The following is a 26,343-nucleotide window of genomic DNA, read 5'->3' as shown; positions in this document are numbered from 1 at the left end:
AACCAATTGGCCCATACCAGCAAAGTGGTGCTAAAAACATAGCCGACGAAACCATCAAAGGTAATTTAGGCTGTTGTGAATCCTTTACGCGGGCATTGGTAATTTCACCAACGACAGATGAAACTGGTTTTTCTTTCGGATCATTATTTTTTGCCATTTTTTTCACTCCTAAATTTACAATTTCTTAATTTTTAATACACGAACTGATACAAAATACTGTTGTATCATCTGCCACATCCCTTCAAAACGTGTTGACACTTTCAGCCATTTTAAGTTTTATCAATTAATCAGGTGAAAGTTCACACAATCAAAAATACTAATATTCTAATATACTAGACAAATAGAATTTAACACTTATAGAAAGCGCTGTCAACTTGATTTTTCATAAAAAATGACTCAAAATCATTAAAATCCAACGATATCAATTAAATAAATCATCAAACTTAATTGTGAACTTATTTATTAATCTCAAGTATTCATCTGTTTATCCGCATCTAACAGTTCCGCCAATAAATAATAATTGGTGAAAATCCCTTATTTAATCGCACCCAGTGACCTGACTTTTGGGCATATTATTGTCTTAGCAACACCTCAAAATAAAAGTACCTCTGGACAGTTAGTCGAAAGAATAGTAAGGCTCAAAAAAGTCTCGTAAAATCAGCAATAACACTGGTTTTACGAGACTTTTATTGTCCAATCAGAACGCTACAAGCTAACGTTTTAACGCTTGTTCGAGCTCCATTTTTTCTTATATTCTAAGACTTCTCTAGGGCCTCCCACAAGCCTTCTAAATAAGTAATCCCAAGCGCTCGGTCGTATAATCCATAGCCTGGACGACCATCTTCACCAAAAATGTTCCGACCATGATCGGGACGGATATAACCATCATAATCAGTATCATGAAGTGCCTTCATGATCTCATACATATCAAGTGACCCTTCTGATGATGGATGAGCTGATTCATGAAAAGCATCCTTACCAACATACTTAATATTTCGAACATGCATAAACGGCACCCGATCCTTGGGGACAAATTCCCGAATGATTGCAGGTAAATCGTTTTCAGGATTCTCGCCAAGACTTCCGGTACAAACTGTAAACCCATTGTATCGTGATTCATGTAGTTGTTCGATTTTCAGCATATCTTCCCGATTCTTAAAGATTCTTGGAAGACCAAATAATGGCTTTGGTGGATCATCCGGATGAATCGCCATTCGAACATTATATTTCTCACAAGTTGGCATAATAGCATCCAAGAAATACTTAAAGTTTTCCCGTAGCTTATCTGCCGTGACATCTTTATATGCAGCAAATAACTGTTTTAAAGCAGCCAGACGTTCAGGCTCCCAACCAGGTAAACTGAACCCCCTTGATCCCGAATTCATTTCAGCCATTAAGGCTTCTGGATCCTTGGGCAGCTTGCTCTCTTCATACATCATTGCATTAGAACCATCGGCTAATTGGTGATGTAGATCAGTTCTTAACCAATCAAAGACTGGCATGAAGTTGTAGCAAATTACCTTAATTCCCACTTTTGAAAGATTCTTGATGGTTTGAATGTAATTAGCGATGTACTTATCCCGGCTCGGCAAGCCGATCTTAATATCATCATGAATGTTAACTGATTCGATGACTTCAAGCTTAAGGCCGGCATCAGTCACCTGCTTTTTTAATGCATCGATTTTATCTTGGGGCCAAACTTCCCCCACTGGTACGTCAAATAATGCCCCGACAACTTGCTTAGTTTGCGGAATTTGTCGAATTTCTGCTAATGAAATTGGGTCGTCATCAGCGCCAAACCAGCGAAATCCCATTTTTAGATTTCTCATTGTTTCCTCCTTGTGGATTGATTAAATAAAGTAAAACTTAACTGGTATTTTAATATATTTTAATAAAAGCCATTCACAACTTACCATAACCAAAAGATACCGTCAACGGTTAGCCATCATTAATTTGACAAATTGATATATTAATATACAATACACATTGTAAGCGGAATCATATCCTATTGCAACTAAATTCTATGAAATGTACCCTTCGATCGGACTCACAGGGCGTTTAACATCGCTGAAACACCTTTTCTAATAGTAACCAAATTAAGCAAAATAATAAACAATATTTAGGAGACGATTAACATGAAATTAACATCATTGGGAGAATTAATGCTGCGGTTCAAACCTAATAGTTGTACTCGGATCGTTCAAGCCACTTCATTTGAAGCATCATTCGGCGGTGCCGAGGCTAACGTTGCCGTTTCGCTAGCACTACTGGGCGATCAGAGTTGCTACATCACCAAGCTGCCTCAAAACATCCTCGGGGAGTCAGCTCTTTTTCGACTTCGTGGATATGGTGTCGACACCACAAAAATTCTTCGCGGCGGTGAACGAATCGGCACTTACTACTTTGAAAAAGGGACTAGTGTTAGAGGAACCAACGTTGTTTATGATCGTGCCCATAGTTCGTTTGCAACCTCTAATGATAATGAATATGATTGGAAAAGGCTATTAAAAACCACTGATTATTTCTACGTTTCTGGCATTACGCCAGCCTTATCACCTCAACTTCAAGATACCGTTTTAGATGCGGCTATTTACTGTAAAAAGCACGGCATCAAAGTTGTCTATGATGCCAACTTTCGCGGAAAACTTTGGTCAACCAAAGATGCTCAAAAGTTTTCAAGCATGATCATGCCTTACGTCTCAATTGTTTTTGCTCATGATGAAGATTTTGAATCCTCGTTTGGTATTAAAGCGTTCGATGGCAACATGGCTGACGGTATCGCCCAAAAACAGCAATTTAAGCAAGCGATGCTTAAATTGGCTGCCACATACCCTAACCTAGAGACAATCGGATCTGTTCTTCGAAACATCTATTCTGTTGAATCAAGTCAGTGGACGGCAATGTTACTTAATGATCAGACGTTTTATGAAAGCCCGGTCCACTCCGTTCAAGTTTACGAAGGTGTTGGCGGTGGGGATGCCTTTGCCGCGGGAATCATGCACGGTATTATGAATCAATTCGACCTGCAAAAAACGGTGAATTACGGTATTGCAGCCAGTGTCACCAAACTAACAATCTCCGGTGATTTTAACCTCGCCTTTGATAATGAGATCACCCAACTTGCCGCAACGGGTGGATCAGCAATGAATCGATAAGCAAATTCCAAAATCTTCCGTCAATAGTCTTAGACCACTAACTTATTGTTAACTTAAAACAGCTCTGTTGAATCCCCCTCTATAAAAGAGATTTCAACAGAACTGTTTTTTATATCAGATACTCACTGGTTGTACCCGAAGCAAAAAAGCTGGGATCCATTTTGACGATATCCCAGTCTCTTCACTTTTTATTTATGATCATTAACAAGGAAAATCAACGGATCTTCGATATTTATAGTGACTCGTCATTACCCTCTAGACGAGATGCAATTTCATCATCACTGTATGCTTTGTGCGTGTTCGACAATAACATGACTTTTGCATCGCTCTTACGCATCAAATATTTCCGTTCCCATTGATCCTCATCCGGCCCATCGCAAGTAATCCGAATGACATTTTCCAAAGTCGCTAAGGTTTGGGCGGCTAATGTGATATTGGTATAGCAATCATTATCAAAGAAATGACGCCACTTGGCTAATGGGTTATTCAACCATCGACTCGTCATCGTTTGCATATTCTTTTTGGCTTGATCAACTTTCAAAAATGCACCAACAAAATCATGGCCATCGTATGATTTAAACGCGTCAATCAGTAGTTTAAGCGCTTTAATTGAGTACGTGTGAATGGCAATACTTAGCCACAAGTCGTTGTATAAACGACCTGCATCGTCTGCCGGCAATCGTTTCATCAAAACGGTAGTGTCAGTTGCCAGCTTAATAAATGGTTGAACATGTGGCTTAATTAAGTCGTCAATTTGTCTAAGCTGAGCGGCAAATTGATTAGTCCCGGTTAGCCACTCCATTTCCGGCATTTGATCACGTTTAGCCAGCCAGGTTGCAATCGCCTTTCTCAGTGTATAAACGTAGAATTCGTCACCAGCTTTTTGATCTTCAAAATGCCGATAATTGAAGGTTGTCTGGAAATATCGGGTGTAAAGTGCAGCAATTTCGCTTAGATGTGACTCGTAATAGATCCCAACATATTCATTTAAGATATCTGAATTGGATCCCAGCTTATAATTACTGCGCCAAGTTTGTGCAATCAGACGTAAATAGAAAATATGTGGCTTAATGCTTCCGGTATTGGCAATCACCAGATCATCCATTCCAGCCTGTCGAACCTGCATTAATTGATCGGCAACATAGTGTGGATCAATCTGTAACAAGGTTAAGAAATTGGATGCTTGTAAATCATGGAATGCCACATGATAGTAAATTCCTTGAGCAATTTGATCGTTTTTTGAAGAAAGGACGGCACTTCGTGGATCATCATTTCCCTGCCGACGTGAAACCATCTTGCCATAGCCGTTGTCAGCCCAAATCTGGATAACATCCTTTGGTATTTTAAGTAACCCTTCATTATATAAGCCGGTTGATTCACCATAAATATTCATTGAGCACATTGCATCAGGGTCAGCTTTTTTAACCATTTCATACTGGGTTTGAATCACTGAATTGATGACTTTAGCTTTATCTTCTTCTGTGTAATTATGATCATCATCAGCCCAAAATGGTCGGTCTCCTTGTCCTCGAAAACCGATATTCCAGAGAATTTTACTTCCTTTCTGGCGATCGATACTATCCTGCCAAATTTTCTTAAACAAATCAGGATGCTTCAAATAAGATGCTTCAAGATCTGGATAAACTCGGGAAAACATGTCAGCACCCAGTGGTTCCGCATGGTGATGGGCGATCATGAGACCCATTGAAGAAGCTAATGGCCAATGCAAATGACTATTGGTATCCGTTCCAGGAATGACGATATTGCCACCACAGCGCAACAATGTTTCAAAGATTAGCATCCAAACGTACTGATTTGATTCTCGATACTCCCAGTGATTAATTAATAGTTCGTCGTTTACAAACCAGCCACGGTATTTAACATGATAATCAGGCATTTTCAATGATTCAACTTTTGGAAATTCCACGTATGGCACCGATTTCGGCATCTTATCCAACCAAAACCAGAAATCATCAATTCCCAAGACATCCTTAGAAATTGCCAAAGCACCATACATTACTCCTAATTCAGTTTTGGCAATAACAAGTATTCGATCAATTGCTGGAAAAACAACTTGAAAAGCGTCACCTTTCAAGTTGGCAGCCAGATCCACCTTCAATATAATGGTATTGTGAGATTTATGATTGGTGACTGTTTTTCGGATATCTCTCTGCAAAATTTCTGCTGCATTCCGAAGAACGTCGTTAGTGAAATTCGTTTGAACATTGGTATCTTTTGAAATAAAAAATTTAGTTCTCAACTACATAGCGTCCTTTCATTTGTTTTGAACGAACTAAAAATACATTTTCTACTTTGCCAACCCCATCCACGGCAACTAAATTTATTATCGAAATTAATAAATTCAATCTTGGTTGACTAATCTAGAATCTTAATATATCAATTGCAAATCTATCACTCATTGAAACCGCTGTCAATATTTGGTTGAATATTACAACTTGGTCTGTGAATGTTAGAATACTAGTGTTACAATTATCAATTACAAGCATAATTGATTAAATCTAATTATTAATGAGGGATAACCATGGAAAGCCTAAACGAAGTTGCTTATCAAACTATTTTAAATGACATTCTCAAACTCAAGTTCAAACCTGGAGAACGCATTCAGGATAGAGACCTAATTGAACGTCTAAAGATCAGCCGAACTCCTGTACGGGAAGCCATTTTACGATTGAAAAACGATGGCTTAATGGCAACGGTTCCACAAAGTGGGACATACGTGACCAAAATTAGTTTAAAAAGTGCGTTAAATGCGCGTTTTGTTCGTCAAAGCGTTGAACGTGACGTTGTCAAGGAAGCAGCCATCAACATGAGTGAATCGAATATTTTGGACGCCAAGAATCTAATCAGCAAGCAAGAACTAGCTACCAAACAAAAAAATAGTGAAGACTTTTTTTACCTAGACAATGACTTTCATAAAATGTTTTATACAGCGACTGATAAAGATGAAGTTTGGAACTGGTTAAAGGCTCTCACGCTTCAACTTGACCGTTATCGTTTCTTGCGAATTCAGCAAACCGAAATGCCCGTTGACAAAATCTTGCAACAACATGAGGGCATTGTTGAAGCCATCAAGAAACATGACAAATCCTTAGCAGGTCGTCGTGCTTTTAACCATCTCAACTTGATGCTGGCCGAAAAAAACAACCTACTGAAAAAGTTTCCAGATTACTTTGAAGAAAATCGTTAAAAATCACATAAGGTCATTTTGTACATCCGTATTAATAAGATGTTAATTGCAATTAATTATATCATCAGAACACTTTTACCAATAAATAATATCTAAACGACAAACTAATTAGTCTATACCATAATACTTACAACCCTAAAGAAGATAAAAAAGCAAAAGCTAAGAATTACGCTAACCAAGCGAGATTCTTAGCTTTTGTTTTATACTTCAGAAACAATCGAATATAATTAATTGTCATTTAACAATCATCCGACGTAACGTTCACAAGATTAACTATCAGGCATCTCAAAATATCAACATCAACCAATCACAAATACACCTTCGTATTCTTTGATCATTTACCTTTTTCATCCAATATAAAATTTTGCAATCCCGAATTACTTGGAAAACTATCACTCATTAAATCTCATTCATCAAAAAGGTGGTTTAACAAATTTCTTGTTTGCGCAAATATAAGCGCCGTTTGTTAATCGGTAACGAGTCCTATTCTTTGGTCTATTCTGAAATACAATCTGCTACGCGATAATAACCAGTTTCATTTGTCAACAAGGCTTGTCGATATGAATGAATTCCATATTTGGCAATAACCTTAATAGTTTTGGAAACTGGCAGACTTGAATAATAAAATAGTTTAACATAGTTATTTTTTGTAGTGATATAGCCAACCGTCAAAATCACGAAAGTTATACCTTAATTTCCCAGCATTGAATTTGACATCCCGTAACATTTTGAATATTAACAGATTTATCCGCGTAAATATAGGTCCCAATCCTAACTGCCCCTCGATCAAGAGTAGTCGAAGGTTCTAAAGCATCTGAAGCCCCAGATAAGCCGGTTTCTGTTAAAGAACTTGAGAAACCAGCTGTGGAGGGACTAGTAGATTGAACCGTTTGGGCTAAATTAGTCGTCGATGAATCTACCGAACTGCTTGAAGTTGTGAAACCACTATTAGAAATATCATTAACATAAACTTGAAATTCCACTAGCCCATCTTGACCGCCAATAACCTTAGTCGCTGTTAATCTAACATAACGACCTTATCCAGTGAACTTATTACCATTACAACCTTAGTGGATGGATTAACGCTCTTCTTCCAGTTATTGCTGTCCCTCCGTCCAAACCAGTCTCGATCACATCTATGTTAATTGAAAAAGGTACACAGCAAAAATCATTATTTCTTTGAATCTTCTTGAATTTGTTCCAATGACTTCCCAGCGGTCTCACTGAAGAACAGCTGAATAAACATCCCCATCGCAATACAGAAAATGCCAAAAATAACAAATGTCCAAACACTTCCTAACTTATCGAGCATCACTGGAAATAATTGAGTAACTGCGTAAGTTGCGGCCCATAATGCGAATGACGCAATTGATGAAGCTCGACCACGAATTTTATTTGGAAACATTTCAGAAATCAAGACCCAGGCACCACCGCCCCAGGACATTTCAAAAATACTCGTATGGATGATGATTAAAGCGATGATAAATACATCAAAGATTTTTGACATGGAAGTTTGGTCGAAACAGAACGCCAGCAATAGCATACAAGCTGCCATTCCATATCCACCCCATTTGAGCAGTCGCTTTCGTCCGAGTCTATCAATCATTCCCATAAAGAATAGAACAAATAATACCTTAACCAATCCGATGGCCACCGTTTCAATCATGGCCGCGTTGGTTCCTGCACCAGCATTTTTAAAAATAACTGGTGCATAATAAGCTACCGCACTGACCCCCGTTAATTGTTGAAACACGGAACACATGACAGCAATGAATAATGCCATTCGTGTCCCCTTTTTGAATAACTCTTTAAGAAATGTACCGTTTGAAGTCTCTGAATGAATTGTCTTTTTGATTTCGTTAACTTCAGTCGAGATTGTTTGTTCAGAATTATAACTCACTTTTCCCATAATCCTTTTTGCTTGTTCATCTTGATTTTTGCTAACTAAGAATCGTGGACTTTCCGGAATGAAAAATAATAGGACAAAGAAAAGGATGCCAGGAACAATGCCCGCTAGGAACATCATCCGCCAACCAATATCTTGATTCCAAGCAATCGTATGTGTGTTAGCAATTAACGCATTAATCACATAAACAACAAATATTCCTGATGCAACTGCTAGTTGATAACTGCCAACCATTTTTCCACGAACTTGTTTTGGAGAAATTTCAGCAATGTATAAAGGAACCAGTGTAGACACCATTCCAATTCCTAAACCACCAATTAAACGAGAAATAATTAAAATTGCAACGTTACCGGCAAATGCACAGCCAACCCCCGAAAGCGCAAACAATATTGCGGAAACGAACATCATGATTTTCCTGCCAATTCGATCAGCCAAGTATCCGGCAATTAAACAACCAACCATTGCCCCCAAAGGAATACAACCAGAAATGAACCCTAATAATCCGCTTGACATAGCAAACGTATGACCAATAAACGTAACAGCACCGGACATAACACCTTGATCATACCCGAATAACAGTCCACCAAGAGCTGCAATAAAAACGGTAATTGTTAGATACCGTGGAAAATCATGGCTATTGGAAGATTTGACTACAACATTCTTTTTCAAAAGATAACCCCTCCTAGGATTAAATATGCAAAAACCGACTGTTCAAACCTATCCTCTTTTGTGACATATTGAATACAAATCGAGATAGTTTTAGGAAAAAACTATTTTCTGAAAAAAGTCTCAACCTATCGTTTGGGTCGGTCATTTTTTTGCACACTGATATATTAATGTACTAATATTCTAAAGACACAATAGAAGAATAACACTTTAATTCACATATTTCAATGATGTTAAAACTAGCTCAACTTGATTCAGTTTATCTTTTAATCAATCACCAATTTATGATTCCGCTTACAAGTGCCATTTCTCCGCAATCCTTTTTTGGATCATGATTACAATTAAAGCAATCTATCCGATTTTTCAATGTTCTGTAAGCATTTTCTTCTAAGTATTTTTTTCACAACCGCGGACTAGATCATAAGTATCCTCGGGCTTCACATTTAAATTGGTTCATCTCACATCAGTTCTTATAGAAATTAAGACTCTATGATCATTAGGTTGAACACCAATGCCGAATAATGTCATATCAATCCATAAAGGGAAAGATCATAAAAGCTTTTATTGAACTTCATTGACTAACCATATTTAAAATATAGTAGACATTTTTTCACTTACTGCAGAAGTTAATCATAAAAACAAAATACATTCTGGTAAATCTAGCGAGCGGTCGCCAGGAAATGGTCAAACCTAGTTATTTGACGATGATAATAATGGTGTTTTCAACCAACCGGAGTCAAATGGGAAACAAGTCGAAACGGTCATAGTATGTCATTTGCAAATGAAAATTACTATTAAAGGAGGAATTTATCACATTAGCAGATCGTCATTGTGACGCGTATGGCCACCAGTACATGGTTTTCAAAAAAATGATTGGAAAAAAGCTGCATTTCCAACCAGTCAAGTTATACATAGTTCAACGTTATCGAGAAATTGGTAAGCATCTGCAATGTTCAGCCGATATCAATTACGATGGTGATAAGTTAACAACAGGGTATCTTTGATCCCACACAGTTTAGCAGCGGCAAATTGATTAGCTGTTATCACAGCCAATTGTCATTTTTCTACGCACCATCACGGAGTAGAACCGTCGTAGAATGGTTGTATGCTGATATGATGCACTGCCACCCAAAATAATTCACGCGGGCTGCTGAGCAGACGCCAAATAAAAATTTGTGGAGATGCAAGTGGAATTGTCACAACAAGCAGCATGAGCGTCTAATTTGTTCAGTTAGTTATCCGTCAAAAGAAAACCAATTGTCGACCAGTTCTTCGCATTGGCAATTCACAACCCGGCGATTGAAAAATCCAAACTGGGTAAAGCGATTACTTATTTGGTTAATCAGCGGGTGGCGTTAAAAGTCTGCTTAACCGATTCTCAAGCGGCGATCCGTAATAATGTGGCGGAACGAAGCATTCAAACTTTAGTAATTGGTCGTAAAGTGTCAACCCGACTGGGGCCAAAGTCAACGCTTTAAAATTCAACAAATATTTAACCTATTTATTCACAAGAGTACTCCAACTTGGCGATTTTCCTCGCCAGGGCCGACTGGTGGCTCATTTACCATGGAGAAAAATTCAACAAATCTGCGTCGACTAAAATTAAAACCGGCTCTCGATAGACGTTAACGTAATCGAGAGCCGGTTTTAATATGTCCAGTTATTTAGTGCGTGCATTTAAAATTACGAAATCTAAATATTAAAAACAGTTTAACATCTTCAAGAAAAATGAAATGAAAGTATTAATTAACCCACTTTATTTATTACCTATACAATATTCAAACCAATATTAGTGAAAACATTTTAGTACATCCAATGTCAATTAAAAATCACATTTGTCATTAATAGTTTTTTTGCATAACTAACTTTTTATTACCAGTGATGTAATAGCCATTAACCAATCGATACCGCGAAGTCAGATGATATTTCTTAATCGCTTCAACCTTTAATTTGGTACCTTGTTTATAATGTTTGGCTTTACCTTTAAGACTGACTGTCCTGTATGCATTAACACCCTTCTTAGCAATAATCGTATTTACTTTAGATTTTGGCATCGTTGCGTAATAAGCAGGAACAATATACTTCCTATTAGCAGTGATGTAACCTCTTTTACCATTGGTTTTACGATAATGATTTACATCTTTGACTTGATAGCGGAGTGTTCCATTTGACGAACGGGCAAATCCTTGAACAACGAACATAGGTCGGTTAACCCGTCGTTGCTTTGAATAAACAGTAATCCGGTTATTAGTCTTGAAGTTAGCATCTTTATATAGATAGACTTTTTTAACTGCGTAAACAGCTTCGCCAACTTTTAATTGACCTGGTTTAGTCACCAATGTTGACCCATTTGTTGAACTAGAGGATGAAGAAGTAGCACTTGAGCTAAAATTCGACGTACTTGAACTGGTTACAGATGATTCTGAACTATTAGAAGACGAACTAATTTCTGTTGTTGGTGGATTTGGTGTACTTGTCCCACCAGCTGTTGTTGACGAAGCTGGTGATTGAGCCTCGTCAATCGCATCGAGTAAAAAGTTTCCACTTTTCACTGCAACCCTCACCGTATGTTTACCATTACTCAAATTGGCAAGACTATAGGCCGTGCCACGATCAATTGAATTATTGGCAATGGCATCATCTTTAATTACTTGACCATCAACGGTGATTTGAAGATGCGCTGAATTGTTTTTGCCAATTAAATTGAATTCATTACCATTCATTGTAAAAGTAAATGCACCACTATTTGAAGAGGAGGCTGAACGGTTATAGACGTTCCCTTCAGCACCATTACTATCACCACTTCCCGGAACAGCATGTGTCCAATCACCACTGTAATTAATTGCTGAATCAAGGTCATCGATTCGTTGGACATTTTGAGCCTGACCATCAATAGGGTCAATCTTCAGATTATCGAACTGAGTGTGATAATAACCACTGCTTAAGCCAATTTTTCCCGTACTATACGGTGAATCATTATCTGTATAGGTCACAATCTCCTTATTATCTAAATAGCCAGTAATGGTATTCCCAACAACTTTAAGAGCAAAATTATGCCATTGATCAGCCTTGAAGCTAGGAATTGTTATCGTTTTCAAAGATTTTCCGTCTTTATTAAGACTAATCTGACCACTTTTATCAACCTTCAATGCATAACCAGAATCATTATTGCCTCCAGACTTTAAATTTCGAGCCAGTAAACTAGCAAAATCTGGGTCTGAATTTGTAACAGGCGTTTTGGTGTCAAGCTTAAAATCAGAACTAACTTGATAGTTGGCCCATCGATTATCTCCCATTACAGTATCATTACCGGGCTCTGGATTCCATCCCCCAACAAAAGTTGCAGCGGTAATCATTCCTTGCAGGACATTATTATGGCCCGAATCGTCTGACTTGACCACCTGGAAAGCGCCACCCATGTCATCAAAGTAACGAGGCGTACCATCTCGACTGCTTAAATACCCTTGGTTTGCAGAATCAATTACTGACGTATCTCGATAATTTTGATATTTTGAGTCAGTGTAATCGAAATTATCTGCATACGGCAAAGATAGCTGATCATCTTTCCACTGCTTTTGATTGTCGTTGGGTTGATAGTTACTTTGTCCTGTTGTGGTCGACAAAGTAACAACACTATTGGGGTCAACTGTGTAGTTAAATGTATAAGTACCATTATTAGCTTTAGCTGGTGTGACGTTGCCAACATTCTTTAGCCAATTTGCATCATATTTCTCACCTGATTTAGGACCAGTTGTCTTCCAAGCGTGCAAAATGGCACTTGGATCTTTCATATTTTTTAATGTGAAGTTATAACCTCTTGGCGAATCACTATCGTTAGTAATAACAACCGAATAGTCTTTTTTGCTTGAATCAGTTAATGTTAAATGATTATCAGTTGTATTCGTCAGTCCATTTGCGCCTTGACCGTCACCTTCTGAGGCACTTTTAATATATTCCCATCCTGGTTTGATAAAGTTAGTAAATTGTTGCGTAACTGGAACCCCAGCATCAACATAATAATTTCCCGACCAAGGTGTTTGGGCATCAATCAATTCCTTGGTTGAATATTGGCTACCATCATAGAATGAACTAACCGCCGGTTGAAATTCATAACGCGTCATGTAGCCGGATGAATTTTCAGACTGATTATTTAAACTGGTAGTCGACTGATACATATTGATAAATGAATTCGCAACATCAATGGCACCATGTGTGCCTCCTAACCCATTTTTAGGAGTATTGCTGTTAAGCCGATATTCAGCAAATGTTGTCGGAGCCAATGCCTCTGAGTACCAAATCTGTTTACCCTGCTTGTTAACCTCACGAATGTCCGCATCACCATGAACTTGATAATGCATTGAAACAACATCAATTGCATCCATTAATGCCTTGTCTTTTAACATTTTACCAGGCAAATCTGTACCACCGATTTGATCCGAGGCAACAATCTTAATTCCATTCATTGGATATGGACTAGTTTCCTTTTTTAAATGACCAGATAAATACTTAATCCACTCTGGTTCAACATTTCTTGTTTCATTCTTATCAGCACTGACATAGTCCATCTTAATACCATATGTTTTGTAAGCGGAGTCAATTGTTTCTTTATACCACTTATAGCGAGCTGCATACCCCGCCTCTACACCCTGCTTTTCGGCATCACTCACCCATTTTGGCTCGGACCAGCGTAACATATCAACTTTTAAATTTGGATTGATCTTCTTAGCATCAGCTACGATGTGCCAATCCCAACCACGAAGTGTATTTGCAGGCTCATCCACAGATCGCATTGTGGCAGGAGTTGAAGCAGTTGATGTATTTGCATCGGCACCCATTTCTACCTTAATCATGTCCAAAATTCCCGTATTAGGGTTAAATAACCGATTCATAATTTCCCAATACTTCGCTGGATTTTCAGCCTTGTAATCAAGAAGCAAACGAGAAGTCCCGTTTGCTGAAACCATTCCAAATCCCTTATAAGTATTAGCTTGATTGGTATCCACCGTACTTCCATCGATAGTCACATTTCTTGCTGTATCCGCTTGAGCTTGAGTAACACCAAACGCGGTTATTCCTATTAATGTTGCAGTACTCAATACGGCTGAAACCCATAACTTGGATTTTCTCACTTTTGATCCTTCTTTCAATATAGTTAGTAACAGCACTGCTTTGTAAGCACTTACAGGCAATATTCTATCATGTGGATATTAATATATCAATCCCAGGATGTTTTCATCTTATGAGAAAACGAAACCAAAATGACCTGAGATTACGCTTGCATTAGTGGTCCAAAACATTGCTATTAACGATAATTCCGAAAACCAGTATAATTTTTTTGGCAAAATTTGAGTCAACCCCAAAGAAGGACGAAATCGTTTTACATTTCAAAGGATGTGGCGCCCCGGTTAAAATCAATGTCTCATGGCACTTCTTTAGCCAACGTAATCAGGAAGCAATTAAAGTTCGGAAATTTGAAAATAAATACTTAAAGCAGCTTAAGTACGCATTGTCAAAATCAGAGAACGACTTAATGATGCAACACGAGATTGATTGTCTGAATAACCACTTTCATCAATTTGTGACTTTTTATAATGAACAGCTGATTAGGGATGTTTTAGTGGGCTATGGCGTTGACCGCAATCATATTGAACAACCATTCGTTGAACACTTGGCTAAGAAGCTGATGCAGTAACAACTAATCGTGATAAATTATCCACTGGATAATTTATCATTAATCATTTGACATCTATCGATAACTTTTCAAAGTAAATAAGCGTCTTCATCGTATTTTGTTGATTTATACACACTTTAATTAGGTGTCCACCAAGTGATTGACAGAAACAAAGAGGCAAAAACGAGGCAGAAACTCCCGCTTGTGAGAATTTCCTGCCTCATTTTCCATTAATTCTAACTTATTGTGTTCCTGACGATAACCAGGTATCAATTTCATTTGCCGAAACAAGTGAAGCCAATATTTTTTTATTCTTCCAAATCGATTTATTTAACTCGTTTAATCAACATGATAAGTAAACCACCAACGACACAAATAATTGTTTCAACTGGAAACATTGCTTTATAACCCATTGTCGAAATAGCAACCGCCGCAATCATTGGTCCGAAGACTTGTCCTAAGGTATTTGCCATATTGATAATCCCTAAATCTTTGGCTGCAGAATTCGGATTTGGCAAAACAGCAACGTTAAGGGCTTGATCAACGGCATTATAGGCACCCATTCCGATTCCAGCAACCAAGGCATATGCGAACATCGTCCATGGTTTAGGAGAAAAGAATGGGAAGAACGCACCAACACCCAGCAAAATAGTTGTAAGTGCAACAGGTGCTTTTAAGCGATGAATCTTGTCAGAAATAGGACCAGCTAAAGCAGTAAATAAAATACCTGTAACCATAAGAATGGAAGACATTGTTGCAATTGAAGCTGCCGTAGCGCCTTTACTTAGATTCATATAATCTGTAAAAATATAAAGTTGGTACCCAACAATTACGTATTGACCAGTAACCATCAACATTTTACCTGCCAGAGCCAAGTAATAATCGCGAGCGCCCTTTGTTGGAAACATAAAGTTCTGTTTAAGCGTTGACGCATCAAATTTAACTTTTGGTTCATCCAAATTAGAAGGTTCCTTAGCTAAGAAGGCTGAAAGTAACCCACCAACTAAAGCAAAGGTCGCCAAAACTTGAATTCCCACTGCCGTTGTATCAATAAATTGTGAAGCAATAATTCCCGAACCATAGTTACCAAAAGCCTGTCCAATGCCATAAAATGATGAAATCGTCCCTCGCCATTTTGGCGCAACTCTATCGGAAATCTGTGCAATCATTGGCGCCACAACCGCATTCAGAACTGCTTGGTAAATTCCCCAAATAACCAAAAGCATTGTGACACTGGTTGCCATTGATAAACCAACTAAACATAGTGCAGATAAAATTGAGTTAATGACAATCCACGGCGTTCTCTTACCATGCTTAGAACGAGTAACGTCTGATAAGGCTCCGGCAATGATATTGGCGATCGTGGCAACCGTCATGGCAATGGCCGATGCGGCTGCGACTAACGGAACTTTGTCCGCCGGAGCAAGTTGACCAATCTTAGCTGGTAACAAAGTTGCTGAAACACCAACATAGGGTCCCAACCAACATGCAGGACCAATTAACAATGAAAATCCTAGTCTAATTGGACGCTTGGGTTGTTGATCATTTGTTACCCCAAGTGTTGAACTATTTTCTGCCATACTAATTCATTCCTCTCGGCATCTTTTGATGTCTTTATTCATTTTTTGGTGTAATTTTGAAGTATTTAAAGTCCGCAAATGACTGTCGGCGATAGGCATCCCAAGTACCGATACCACCCATTAATCCAGTAAAGCCACCAGTTTGTTCATCGGACATAAATGAAATGTCAATTAAATCACCTAATTTGCGCCATTCAGTATTTTCATTTGTTCGGTAGAAGAACTGAACTTGGCCATAATCAATTTCAGCTTTTAGTTCAGCTTTTCCTCCCGGTAAGGCAACTCGATCAAGAATGTATTCATCCTTATTACCCTTTTCACCTTTCATGATTGCCAATGCGGTACTATTTAATGTCTCTGAATGATAGAGACGGGCAAAAAGCCAATTGCTATTATCGTAATAAAGTGTTAGCCCGGCTGATTGTGAATAGTGAATCGGGTTAAATTCAACCTTGGTCGAAACGATTGACTTGAATGAATCGATTCGGGAAGCTAACAGTGACACTTGAAATTGGCTGAAGAATGATTGTCGTCCATGAATTCTCAACCAACCTGAGCGCTCTTTTAATGAACACCATTCTTCTGTTCGTGGCCCGTAAGGACTCATTAAATGAAGATCAATTTTTCCAGTAGAAAAATCGGCATTCACACCTGCTGCTTGAGATTTATCAGATACTTGAATCCCTTTCATTCCTTCAGTTGTCGGCTGTGCTAATGTGCCGCCGGCTTTCATTCTTAACCAGCCTTCCTCGGTCCACTCAACTTTTTGGATTGAGGTTTCACGTCCAAGGGTACAATTAGTCGTTCCGGGTAAAGGTCGTGCAGATAAGTGAACGACGTACCACTCATCGGTAGCAGTGTGAACCAAGGAACCGTGACCACATTTCTGAAGCGGTGCTTTTGGATTATAAAGATCCAATCTCAATGAATCCGGGTCCCCTCTTCTAAAGTAACGATACGGTGTGGAAGTAATAATCGGATTCTGTGGATCTGATTCATAGGGACCATCGATTGTTTTTGACCGTTGAACAACTACCCCGTGACCGTATCCAGTACCACCTTCTGCAGTCATTAAATAGTAATAACCATCATGTTTATAAATATGAGGGGCTTCCAAACATCCGCGATCAGTGCCGCCGCGACTAATCCGTTTCGTTGGGCCAACCAACTTGCCCTGGTCTGGATCAAATTGTTCTAAAACGATTGCTCCTGGATGTTGATACCCCTTTCGAGTATCCCATTCCAAGGTCACCGCCCAGTGCTTACCATCATCGTCATGAAATAGCGAACAATCAAAACCAATCGAATTTAAATAAATTGGCTTTGACCAAGGGCCGTTAATTGAGTCTGCATAAACGGCATAGTTATCCTGATCAAACAAATTACCATTCATGTTGTGCATTTGACACATCACAATCCAATATTTACCGGTTCGTTTATCATATGTTAAATCCGGTGCCCACACTCCGGCAGGTGTATCAGTTCCTGCTAAATGTAAAAAGTCTGGATCATTAAAAACGTAGGTTTGCAGCTCCCAATGAGCTAAATCCTTTGAGTGAAAAATTTGAACTCCCGGATACCAGTTAAAGGTTGAAGTTGCTAAATAATAATCATCGCCAACCCCTAAAACTGCTGGATCTGGGGTAAAACCAGGCAAAATTGGATTTTTAATTGTTGAATAGTCTGTCATAACATTTCCTCTCTTCGTCAATCTGATAGCGCTATCATTACTTAGAATATAAATTATTTTAAAAAGCTAAACAATAAGATAAACTAGACGAACAGTAAATAAATGTTTATGATAGAACCACGCCGAAAGGTGAAAGCGCTATCTAAAGGGCTTCTGACCCCCATAAAAAGATCATTAAGCACGGTCTTTTGGGTTGGTAAACATTGGTAAACAGCGAAAGGATCCTTTAAACATGACGATTAGAGAAATTGCAAAATTAGCTGACGTCTCTCCAGGCGTGGTTTCGCGAGTTATTAATCAAGACCCCTCACTTCGGATTTCAACCACAACGCGTCAACGAATTGAATCGATTATCAAAAAAACAGGATATCAAAGAAAAACATCCCGTTATGAAATCGTGATTTTATTAGCTCTGAGCCAAAAAAGGGTTTCTCAAGACCCTTATTTTTCAGATTTACTTCAAAATATTCTAATTTATTGTCGTCAGAATAATCTAAAGGTTGCGAAAACAATTTGGTTACCAGATAACGTTGCTTTAGCCCAACTAGATAAATTACATGGGGTCTTGGTTATCGGGCCATTCACAACGGCCGCCATTAAAAGAATGAAACGAATTTCTAATGCCTTTGTTTTAGTTGATGACAATACCAGTGTTCCTAAAACAAACCAAGTTAAAAGTAACTTTGATCAAATTACAAATAAAATACTCGATGACTTCATCATTGACCATCGAAATCGCATTTCGTTTGTTGGTGGATCGATTGAACGAATTAACCAATCCGGAAAGACGTGGAATAATCTGATTGATCTGCGATTATCAACCTACTATGAGTGGTCAAAAAAACATACATTGGTTCCTGATATTATTAACGTTGGCCTCACGATTGAAGATGGTAAAAAGGCCGCTCAATACTTGCTAAACCGAAAAAAGGAAACCAACTATTCTTTTCCAAATGGGATTATCGCTTTAAATGATTTAATTGCTAGGGGATTGATTGATACCTTAAGTGATAATCAGATTGATGTTCCCAATGATGTCAGCGTCGTTAGTTTTGATAATTTAATGGTCACCAAAATAAAATCTCCTACAATTACTTCAATTGAAATCCCAACAAATGAGCTTGCAAACGCTGCTGTCCGATTGCTACGAGATCAGATCAATCATTCACTTGTTGGAACTAATATCATTACAGTTCCCGGAGATATTATTTATCGTGATAGTTTTCCTAAAATCAAATAATCGTATCAATTTCATCAACCAGCAAACAGAAGGGCCGAACACTTTTTGTATATATAAACACACAATAAAAGCATTGCTGGGCATGGACAGTATCAACATCTATCCTATGTTCAGCAATGCTTTTTCATAATTTAGCATTCGAAAATTTGTTGGTAAGTAGCATCGTTAGAGTGCGAAATTATAGTACAAAAGCAGGGAGAAATTTTATAAGTGAAGTCTCTCCCTGCTTTCATGATCCACCTTTTATTATTTAGTGACCACAGACTGCTCAGCAACCTTTCTGAAAATATCAGATAATGAAATGTTTATATTTGAAAACTTCTTATGAAGGACTAATTGACGAAATTGCTCAATGGTGAGTTTCTCGGTATCTTTAAACGGCATCGGTGCTAACGCTAAAGCAGTCGTTGGGGTATTGCCTAACGTCATCGAGATAATCAACCCGTCATGGCTATTAAGTCGGACATTCCAATATTCAAAGTAGGTTTTGTCTGTATAGCTACCGGTTAGTTCTTGGTGTTGTTCAAAATAGTGGGTTAAATAATCCTCGAAATCATCAGATGTTTTAATTGCATTTTTCCAATTCATTGTTATCGTTGTCATATTAATACTCCCTTTTCAAAAAACTAAAATCTCGAAACACGGTATGCCAATTCTGCAATTAGTAATGATATCAATTCTATCATTGCTTTGCTGAATTCAACTCTCATAGTAATCAGATTTTTTCAGAAAACAAGTGAAAAACTTTATGAAAACGTTGACAATAGCAAATTTATTAATTCTAAGTTAACCAATGACCGGATTCTACCCTTCTTTAAATTTTCACTCACAAGTTCATTTTATTGGGTCGGGTTAATCCTACTTTCATAATGATAAGATGGTAATAAAACATCATCAATCAACAATTCCAACTTGTGCTCAGTTAAAGGCTGGTTAGTAAAAAGGTGAAATCTTAGCCAATCAAATGGCAGCAATTTAATTTCTTCAGGCAGATCTGTTTTTATGATCTCACCTCTTTTTTTTGCTCGTTCGAGGACATGATCAAGGGCATTAAGATCGATCGCATTTCCCTCACTAATCAATTGTTGAATCGTCGTATTTTGCTTTTGAGTTGCTTCCCCTAACAGTTCGGCAATTCGGAAGTCCCTAAATGCTTGCATACTAATAATAAACCGATGCAGTAGTTGCAATAAATCCTCGCGTAACGAATGACCGGTCAAAGTTAATTCATCCGTTCGACCATGATTTTCTGTTTTTATCTTATCTTGAATCGCGGCAATCGCCAGAGAAAATGGTGTCTGCCATCGGCGATAAATAACTGATTTACTGGTTTTTGCCAAATCTGCCACATCGGCGAAATTTAAATTTAAAAATCCCTTACTTTTCAGGATCTGTAAAGTTGCTTGATAAATCGCTTGTTCGAGGTCGGCGCCACGGCGACGTTTTTGAACCATCATATTTAGTCTCCTTTTATAAGATACCTAAAGTACCTTATTGCGTTTTTTGTCTTCGGAGAGTATTATATCAATTATCGAATTAAGATACTAATAGTTTCTTATTTAGGAGGAAAATTTAATGAATAAAGAAATCCCTAAATCGACAATTGTGATTGCCTGGGTAGTCGTCTTTGGTGCAATGGCCCCATTACTTGATTCAACAATGATCAACATTGCCATTAACAAGTTGGTTAACAGTTTTAATAGTTCCGTCACAACGGTTCAATGGACGATTACCTGCTATGTCTTGGCAACTGGAATTGCCGTTCCATTTTCAAGTTGGTTGTTAAATAAATTTGATGGTAAACATGTCTTTATGTTTAGTGAAGTTTTATTCGGTATCGGATCTATCTTAGCCGCCGTTTCACCAAACATTCAATTTTTAATTGGGGCGCGCCTGATTCAAGGATTTGCCGGTGGCTTAATTATGCCACTGCTAACCACGCTTCTGGTTCAAACTGCTGGAGCCGCCGTTATGGGACAAATGATGGCAACGGTCGGCTTACCCATGATCTTGGGTCCTCTGATTGGACCTGTTATCGGTGGGATTATCATCAAGTTTTTATCTTGGCAGTGGATTTTTTGGATTAACGTGCCAGTTACCTTGACATCGCTTGGCTTAATTATTTGGAAAATGCCTAACTACCCTGCTCAAAATAAATCCGCCAAATTAGACCTGATTGGGACATTGCTCCTGATCGGATCCAGCAGCAGTATTATTTATGGCATGGTTAAGGCAGCTCATAAGGCCAGTTTTAGCAACTCGTCAACACTCAGCTTTTTGGCAACGGGCGTTTCACTGTTAATTGTCTACATTATTTGGGGTGCAATTCGTGGCGAAAAAGCCGTCATCCCGCTTAATTTGTTTAAACACGGGTCCTTTAACGGTTCAATCATTGGCTTGTTTATTGCTGGAACCGTTCTTAACGGTGCTATGTTATTGCTGCCACTCTTTTTCCAAAACGTGCGTCATATGAGTGTCTTGATGGCCTCACTGGCATTGATCCCCCAAGGATTGGGGATGTTGATTTCACGACCATTAACCGGTCGATTGACTGATTCAATCGGCGCAAAATATGTCGTTCTTGTCAGTGTCTTTATTGCTTTTCTTGGTACCATCCCCTTCTACTGGATCACCCAAAGCACCCCTTATTGGATTATCGCCGTTGTGCTGCTGGTTCGTGGAATTGGTGCCGGTGGTATTTTAACACCATTGATGGCCGACTCTTATACCGGAATGAAAATCGAACAAATTTCAAGCGCCACAATTGGTTCCCGAATTCTCCAAAATATCGGAAGCGCCTTTGGCTCAGCGCTAGTTACAACTGTCGTAACCGCCTTTTCAGCTTCACACGTTAAGACTTTCCAACACCAATTAAAAACGGGTGACATCAAACCGGCATCAGGCCAATTAGCCACTTTTATCCATCAACACTTGGTTAATATTCGGCTCGACTCATTTCAACAGGGATTTTTAATGATTTCTTTGGCAGCTTTGTTGATCATTCTGCCAACCCTGCTGCTTTCAAACAAAATGAAATTAAAAAAATAACCAAAAAACGGTTACCGAGCTACTGAAGTAGTCAAGAGTCTCGTCTGAGGGGAGGATGATTCAATCATGAAAAATGATCTTTTGGCAATCATGCATGGCTGGTACATTGCCCTTGCTGTTGTTCTATGGCTCACGTTTGTTACAATTTTTGTTTCAAAGAGATACCTCAGCAGCTCCCCAGTCAGTTGGGCAAAATTGTATTTAACACCCATTTTATTTATTGTTTTCGGCATTGAGAAAATTGTCCGCTTTCAACATTTAGCAGCCACTCTGGCAATCTTTCTAGTGATTATTTTGTTGGCTAGTTTCTTAGGTGCCCACTTGGCCTACAAATTCCAAGCTTTTTTCTCGGAGGATAATCAAATAAAAATGATTGGCGGCAAATACGCGATTAGTTTAATGATTATGAATGTCATCGTGATGCTGCTTATTAATTTCCATGGTTGGGTAAATCCACAAAGTTATGAGACTTGGTCATACACACTAACCTATGCCATTACCTCGGCAATTGTTAAAGGGCTCTTGATTGGCCAATCTGTTAATATGTGGTGGCATTTGAGGGTACTACCGAAGAGATGATGTTATTTATCGACGAACAAATAGGCTATATCATGATGCCGGAATAATAGATCAAGCTGCACGCTTAAGCCAAACGGATCCCATAAAATCAGCAATTAATACTGGTTTTATGGGATTTGTCCTATTGATATACAACAGTCTAATTATCAAAGTCAATTAGACTACCACCAGTAACATCACAAGTCTCTGAAATAGTAAATTCAAAAACAATTACCAACTAATAGCACTAATGAGATGACACCAATTATTTGATGACTCTCAAATAATTCGAATTACCAGTATATAACCACCAGCAACTTGATAGCTTGAACTCCCCTTTTAAAGTAGCTATGACTTAACTTAAGCGACTAAATATGGTAAGTTAAAAATAAATATATTTATAAACGCGATGACGTTCGCGAAACAATTAATTTTAATTTGATGACGTCTACTGTAGGCCCTGTGGCTTGCAGTAGGCGTCTTTTTTAATTCAAGAGGAGGTAAAGCAATGACTCAAACATCTTTAGAAGGGCTGTCAAGTCAGGCGGTTGAACATCGAATTAAATCAGACGGTTATAACGAAATTCCTATCGCCAGCTTCAATTTCTTCCAATCAGTTCTTAGCCGATTATGGGAACCTTCCGCATGGATTTTAGAGCTGGCACTTTTAATGGAATTGTTTTTAGGAAAAGACATTCAGGCTTCTTTCATTGTTTTAATGTTATTATTCGCTGCCATCAATGGCACAATCCAAGAATATCGTGCCAGCAAAGTATTAAATTCCTTGTCAACAGCTTTAAAACCCTTAGTAACCGTTAAACGAAACGGCCAATGGCTTAAACGACCATCGCGTGAATTGGTGGCTGGGGACGTCATTAATTTAAAGTCTGGAAATATTATTCCGGCTGATGTGACAATCTTAGATAAATCAATTTATGTCAACGAAAGCAGTATTACTGGTGAATCAATGCCGATTACCAGAACGAAAGGATCCGAAGCATTTTCAGGCACTGAAATTATCAGCGGTAATTGTTTAGCATTGGTTATCAGAACAGGTATTAGAAGCCGGGCCGGAAGAACCTCTCAATTAACTATCCAGTCAAAAGCACCCGGTCAGCTTCAGATCTTGTTAGGCCGAGTTATCAAAAGTTTAGCCATTTTAGACGTCATCTTAATTATGATTTTGCTACTTTTTGCTTTAATTCGGAAAGAAAACCTCATTTCATTATTGCCGTTTTTCGCAATGTTAATTATTGCGACAATTCCAATTGCAATGCCGTCAAGCTTTTCAGTTGCAAACGCCATTGAAGCAAACGTCTTAAGTAAAAAATCAATCTTAGTCCGAGATTTAACCGGCATTCAGGAAGCGGCCAACGTCAACTTATTATTAATGGATAAAACAGGTACTCTTACGAATAACCAAACAGTAGTGGAAGGGTTTCACAACTTTAGTTCATACTCAAAAGAAAAAATTGACCAGTTGGCCTTAACTGCCGTTGATACTACGCAACCAAGCCAACTTGACGACGCGCTCTTAACCGCCCTCTCACCTGCCTGTCATTTATCGGTGGAAGCTTTTCAACCATTTAATCCGAATGTGGGCTATTCAACAGCAATGGTTAATATCAATCACCAGGAAAGACAAGTTAAACTCGGCTCATTAAAGATTATTTCACAAGAAACCAGCCAGATAATTGATGAGTCAAAAGTCCATGGTCATACTGTCGCTCTGAGCTTGGATCGGCAATTACTTGGATTTTACATCTTAAAAGATCAAATTCGTCCTGACAGTGTCACTGCGGTGCAAAAGTTTAACCGTCGTGGCATAAAAGTAATCATCCTAACAGGAGATAATCACAAATCTGCCGAACAAACTTCACACCAAATTGGTCTTACCGGAAAGATTATTACAAAAGAAGCGATTAACGCGATTAAATTAAAGAATAATATCGCAGCCATCTCGGAAGTGTTACCCGAAAATAAATTAGATGTTGTCAAAAAGTTTCAAAGACTGGGGTACACAGTCGGTATGATTGGCGATGGTATTAACGACGCGCCCGCTTTAAAACAAGCCAATCTGGGAATTGCAGTTAATACAGCAACCGATATTGCAAAGAAAGCCGCAAAAATAATCTTGATGAAAGACCGGCTATTATCAGTTGTTGACATTGTCGATAGCGGTCATCGGGTCTATCAAAGAATGATGACTTGGACAATTACCAAACTGGTGAGAACCGCCGAACTAACTTTATTGCTAACGCTCGGATATATTTTCTTTCGTTTCATGCCCCTTTCACTAAATGAATTAGTTTTAATTGCCATCTTAAATGATTTGGTAACCCTAGTACTGGGAACTGATAACACAACGATTACCTATCATCCTGAAAATTGGAATTTTAAAAAGATGATTGGTCAAGCAAGTATCCTCACTATTGGTTGGACAGCCAGCGCACTTTTTATATTGACCATTTTGATAAAAAATACAACGATTAGCAAAGCAAGTACACTCCTATTTGTGTTTTTAATTGCCAGTGCTATGCTAACCATTTTGATGACTCGAACAACTCAGCCATTTTGGTTAAGTTTACCCAGTTTCGCGGTTTGCTTCTCAATTATATTTAATCTAATAATTGTTTCAGCTCTCGCAGTATTAGGATTAGGCATCCCCCAAATTTCTATTCTATCGATTATCAACATGTTATTAATTACCCTATCGATATCGCTCATCTTGGACATGATTCATGTCTGGATAAATAAATACGCCCGTAAAAAGGTTAATCACAATTAAAAAGGCCCACTAACTCAGACGAATTTGACCATATTTTAATTGCCAGGCCTGTCAGATTACCGCTTAATATGGAATGGACCTTTTCTAAAAGTGAAAAAATCGAAGGAAAGATAACATAACAATTAGCCCTACTCGTCAATCCCCAACAATTGAAACGGACACATATATCGAGTTTTCATAATAATATCTGAAATTTCTTCCGGACTGTCTGGATTACCTTCTGCTAACCAGACTTTAATCACGCTCATTAATCCTGAAACAATGATTTCATGGGAAAAGTTATTGGGAATTTGTTTGGTCATCCCCATCTCACCCTTAAGCCGAAAAAGATCAGCATCAATAATTTTGGTTAGCAGCCCTTTGACCTTTTCTTCAAGTCGGTTATCACCATTGGAACCCAGTAACACTCGGATCATATCAAATTCAGACGCAATGTACTGAATAATTTTATCAACAACCGGATACGTATGTGGCTTACCCGATGATACATCTTGATATTTCATTGTATCCGCTAAATTATCCTTCATTAAGTTCTTGATATGTGCCAAAATTTCATTTTCAAAATGGTCAACCATCATAAACTTATCTTGATAATGAGAATAGAAGGTACTTCGATTAATGTTCGCATACTTAGTTATATCGCTAACTGTCATGCGATCAATTCCTTTTGATTCTGTAAGAAAAATAAATGCTTGTTTGATTTTACGTTCAGTATTGGCAATTTTTTGATGAGTCGCCATTGGACACATCTCCTTTATGTTACAGTCATCATACCCGAGTTTAAGCGTTAAATCAACAGGTAGTTGTTTTAATCTTAAAATCCAAGTTAATTC

At 38.2% G+C, this 26,343-nt stretch carries 18 protein-coding genes, 1 pseudogene and 1 riboswitch; of the genes and pseudogenes, 8 read left to right on the top strand and 11 right to left on the bottom strand.

Features of this window, described 5'->3' with window-relative positions:
• Positions 1–157: pseudogene (locus FC85_RS15620) on the bottom strand (MFS transporter); the annotation flags it as partial.
• Positions 158–755: 598 nt separating this feature from the next.
• The gene (gene uxuA, locus FC85_RS01270; RefSeq protein WP_057863764.1) at positions 756–1,829 is read right to left on the bottom strand and encodes a mannonate dehydratase; all 1,074 of its coding nucleotides are present in this window, start codon (positions 1,827–1,829) and stop codon (positions 756–758) included.
• 306 nt (positions 1,830–2,135) lie between these two features.
• Here uxuA and FC85_RS01265 point away from each other — a divergent pair, with 306 nt between their 5' ends.
• Positions 2,136–3,155, top strand: a complete 1,020-nt coding sequence (locus FC85_RS01265; RefSeq protein WP_057863763.1) for a sugar kinase — start codon at positions 2,136–2,138, stop codon at positions 3,153–3,155.
• A 232-nt stretch (positions 3,156–3,387) separates the two neighbouring features.
• On the opposite strand, the gene FC85_RS01260 is transcribed toward FC85_RS01265, so the two are convergent.
• Positions 3,388–5,415, bottom strand: coding sequence for a glycosyl hydrolase 115 family protein (locus FC85_RS01260; RefSeq protein ID WP_057863762.1), 2,028 nt, complete (start codon positions 5,413–5,415; stop codon positions 3,388–3,390).
• Between the two features lie 282 nt (positions 5,416–5,697).
• Between FC85_RS01260 and FC85_RS01255 the strand changes: the two genes are divergently transcribed.
• On the top strand, positions 5,698–6,363 hold the full coding sequence (locus FC85_RS01255; protein ID WP_057863761.1) for a GntR family transcriptional regulator: 666 nt from the start codon (positions 5,698–5,700) through the stop codon (positions 6,361–6,363).
• A 683-nt stretch (positions 6,364–7,046) separates the two neighbouring features.
• Here the strand turns inward: FC85_RS01255 and FC85_RS01245 are convergent.
• Both FC85_RS01245 and FC85_RS01240 read right to left on the bottom strand, forming a co-directional pair.
• A complete protein-coding gene (locus FC85_RS01245; protein ID WP_057863759.1) occupies positions 7,047–7,346 on the bottom strand; it encodes a hypothetical protein in 300 nt (99 codons plus the stop codon).
• 188 nt (positions 7,347–7,534) lie between these two features.
• Positions 7,535–8,938, bottom strand: a complete 1,404-nt coding sequence (locus FC85_RS01240; protein WP_057863758.1) for a sugar porter family MFS transporter — start codon at positions 8,936–8,938, stop codon at positions 7,535–7,537.
• Between the two features lie 1,253 nt (positions 8,939–10,191).
• On the opposite strand from FC85_RS01240, the gene FC85_RS01235 reads away from it, so the two are divergent.
• Positions 10,192–10,413, top strand: a complete 222-nt coding sequence (locus FC85_RS01235; RefSeq protein WP_083484845.1) for an IS66 family transposase — start codon at positions 10,192–10,194, stop codon at positions 10,411–10,413.
• 363 nt (positions 10,414–10,776) lie between these two features.
• Here FC85_RS01235 and FC85_RS01230 read toward each other — a convergent pair whose 3' ends face one another.
• Positions 10,777–14,064: a DUF5776 domain-containing protein gene (locus tag FC85_RS01230; protein WP_057863756.1), complete on the bottom strand. Its 3,288-nt coding sequence runs from the start codon at positions 14,062–14,064 to the stop codon at positions 10,777–10,779.
• Positions 14,065–14,270: 206 nt separating this feature from the next.
• On the opposite strand from FC85_RS01230, the gene FC85_RS01225 reads away from it, so the two are divergent.
• Positions 14,271–14,627: a hypothetical protein gene (locus FC85_RS01225; protein WP_147008549.1), complete on the top strand. Its 357-nt coding sequence runs from the start codon at positions 14,271–14,273 to the stop codon at positions 14,625–14,627.
• A 305-nt stretch (positions 14,628–14,932) separates the two neighbouring features.
• Here FC85_RS01225 and FC85_RS01220 read toward each other — a convergent pair whose 3' ends face one another.
• Entirely contained in the window at positions 14,933–16,186 is a 1,254-nt protein-coding gene (locus FC85_RS01220; RefSeq protein ID WP_057863754.1) for an MFS transporter, read from the bottom strand.
• Positions 16,187–16,220: 34 nt separating this feature from the next.
• On the bottom strand, positions 16,221–17,876 hold the full coding sequence (locus tag FC85_RS01215) for a glycoside hydrolase family 43 protein (protein ID WP_057863753.1): 1,656 nt from the start codon (positions 17,874–17,876) through the stop codon (positions 16,221–16,223).
• Positions 17,877–18,108: 232 nt separating this feature from the next.
• On the opposite strand from FC85_RS01215, the gene FC85_RS01210 reads away from it, so the two are divergent.
• Positions 18,109–19,116, top strand: coding sequence for a LacI family DNA-binding transcriptional regulator (locus FC85_RS01210; RefSeq protein WP_057863752.1), 1,008 nt, complete (start codon positions 18,109–18,111; stop codon positions 19,114–19,116).
• Between the two features lie 246 nt (positions 19,117–19,362).
• Here FC85_RS01210 and FC85_RS01205 read toward each other — a convergent pair whose 3' ends face one another.
• Positions 19,363–19,719 carry a hypothetical protein gene (locus FC85_RS01205; RefSeq protein WP_057863751.1) on the bottom strand — a complete coding sequence of 119 codons (357 nt, stop codon included), beginning with the start codon at positions 19,717–19,719 and terminating at the stop codon, positions 19,363–19,365.
• Positions 19,720–19,955: 236 nt separating this feature from the next.
• Positions 19,956–20,573 carry a TetR/AcrR family transcriptional regulator gene (locus FC85_RS01200; RefSeq protein ID WP_225427586.1) on the bottom strand — a complete coding sequence of 206 codons (618 nt, stop codon included), beginning with the start codon at positions 20,571–20,573 and terminating at the stop codon, positions 19,956–19,958.
• 118 nt (positions 20,574–20,691) lie between these two features.
• On the opposite strand from FC85_RS01200, the gene FC85_RS01195 reads away from it, so the two are divergent.
• The 3 genes from FC85_RS01195 to FC85_RS01185 all read left to right on the top strand — a co-directional run bounded on the left by FC85_RS01195 (position 20,692) and on the right by FC85_RS01185 (position 25,510).
• Positions 20,692–22,164 carry a DHA2 family efflux MFS transporter permease subunit gene (locus tag FC85_RS01195; protein ID WP_057863750.1) on the top strand — a complete coding sequence of 491 codons (1,473 nt, stop codon included), beginning with the start codon at positions 20,692–20,694 and terminating at the stop codon, positions 22,162–22,164.
• A 66-nt stretch (positions 22,165–22,230) separates the two neighbouring features.
• Positions 22,231–22,743 carry a hypothetical protein gene (locus FC85_RS01190; RefSeq protein ID WP_057863749.1) on the top strand — a complete coding sequence of 171 codons (513 nt, stop codon included), beginning with the start codon at positions 22,231–22,233 and terminating at the stop codon, positions 22,741–22,743.
• 375 nt (positions 22,744–23,118) lie between these two features.
• Positions 23,119–23,180: riboswitch (Fluoride riboswitch) on the top strand.
• A gap of 50 nt (positions 23,181–23,230) precedes the next feature.
• The gene (locus FC85_RS01185) at positions 23,231–25,510 is read left to right on the top strand and encodes an HAD-IC family P-type ATPase (RefSeq protein WP_057863748.1); all 2,280 of its coding nucleotides are present in this window, start codon (positions 23,231–23,233) and stop codon (positions 25,508–25,510) included.
• Between the two features lie 128 nt (positions 25,511–25,638).
• On the opposite strand, the gene FC85_RS01180 is transcribed toward FC85_RS01185, so the two are convergent.
• Positions 25,639–26,250, bottom strand: a complete 612-nt coding sequence (locus FC85_RS01180) for a TetR/AcrR family transcriptional regulator (protein ID WP_057863747.1) — start codon at positions 26,248–26,250, stop codon at positions 25,639–25,641.
• Positions 26,251–26,343: the final 93 nt, after the last annotated feature.

The organism is Lentilactobacillus diolivorans DSM 14421 (genome assembly GCF_001434255.1).
Taxonomy (GTDB): domain Bacteria; phylum Bacillota; class Bacilli; order Lactobacillales; family Lactobacillaceae; genus Lentilactobacillus; species Lentilactobacillus diolivorans.
Note: the sequence above shows the minus strand (reverse complement) of the source record. Positions and strands in the feature narration are given on the sequence as shown.

Bases quoted from the DNA above. Each gene is read 5' to 3' on its own strand.
- uxuA (WP_057863764.1), bottom strand. From the start codon at position 1,829: ATGAGAAATCTAAAAATGGGATTTCGCTGGTTTGGCGCTGATGACGAC.
- FC85_RS01265 (WP_057863763.1), top strand. From the start codon at position 2,136: ATGAAATTAACATCATTGGGAGAATTAATGCTGCGGTTCAAACCTAAT.
- FC85_RS01255 (WP_057863761.1), top strand. From the start codon at position 5,698: ATGGAAAGCCTAAACGAAGTTGCTTATCAAACTATTTTAAATGACATT.
- FC85_RS01220 (WP_057863754.1), bottom strand. From the start codon at position 16,186: ATGGCAGAAAATAGTTCAACACTTGGGGTAACAAATGATCAACAACCC.
- FC85_RS01215 (WP_057863753.1), bottom strand. From the start codon at position 17,876: ATGACAGACTATTCAACAATTAAAAATCCAATTTTGCCTGGTTTTACC.
- FC85_RS01210 (WP_057863752.1), top strand. From the start codon at position 18,109: ATGACGATTAGAGAAATTGCAAAATTAGCTGACGTCTCTCCAGGCGTG.
- FC85_RS01205 (WP_057863751.1), bottom strand. From the start codon at position 19,719: ATGACAACGATAACAATGAATTGGAAAAATGCAATTAAAACATCTGAT.
- FC85_RS01200 (WP_225427586.1), bottom strand. From the start codon at position 20,573: ATGATGGTTCAAAAACGTCGCCGTGGCGCCGACCTCGAACAAGCGATT.
- FC85_RS01195 (WP_057863750.1), top strand. From the start codon at position 20,692: ATGAATAAAGAAATCCCTAAATCGACAATTGTGATTGCCTGGGTAGTC.
- FC85_RS01190 (WP_057863749.1), top strand. From the start codon at position 22,231: ATGAAAAATGATCTTTTGGCAATCATGCATGGCTGGTACATTGCCCTT.
- FC85_RS01185 (WP_057863748.1), top strand. From the start codon at position 23,231: ATGACTCAAACATCTTTAGAAGGGCTGTCAAGTCAGGCGGTTGAACAT.
- FC85_RS01180 (WP_057863747.1), bottom strand. From the start codon at position 26,250: ATGGCGACTCATCAAAAAATTGCCAATACTGAACGTAAAATCAAACAA.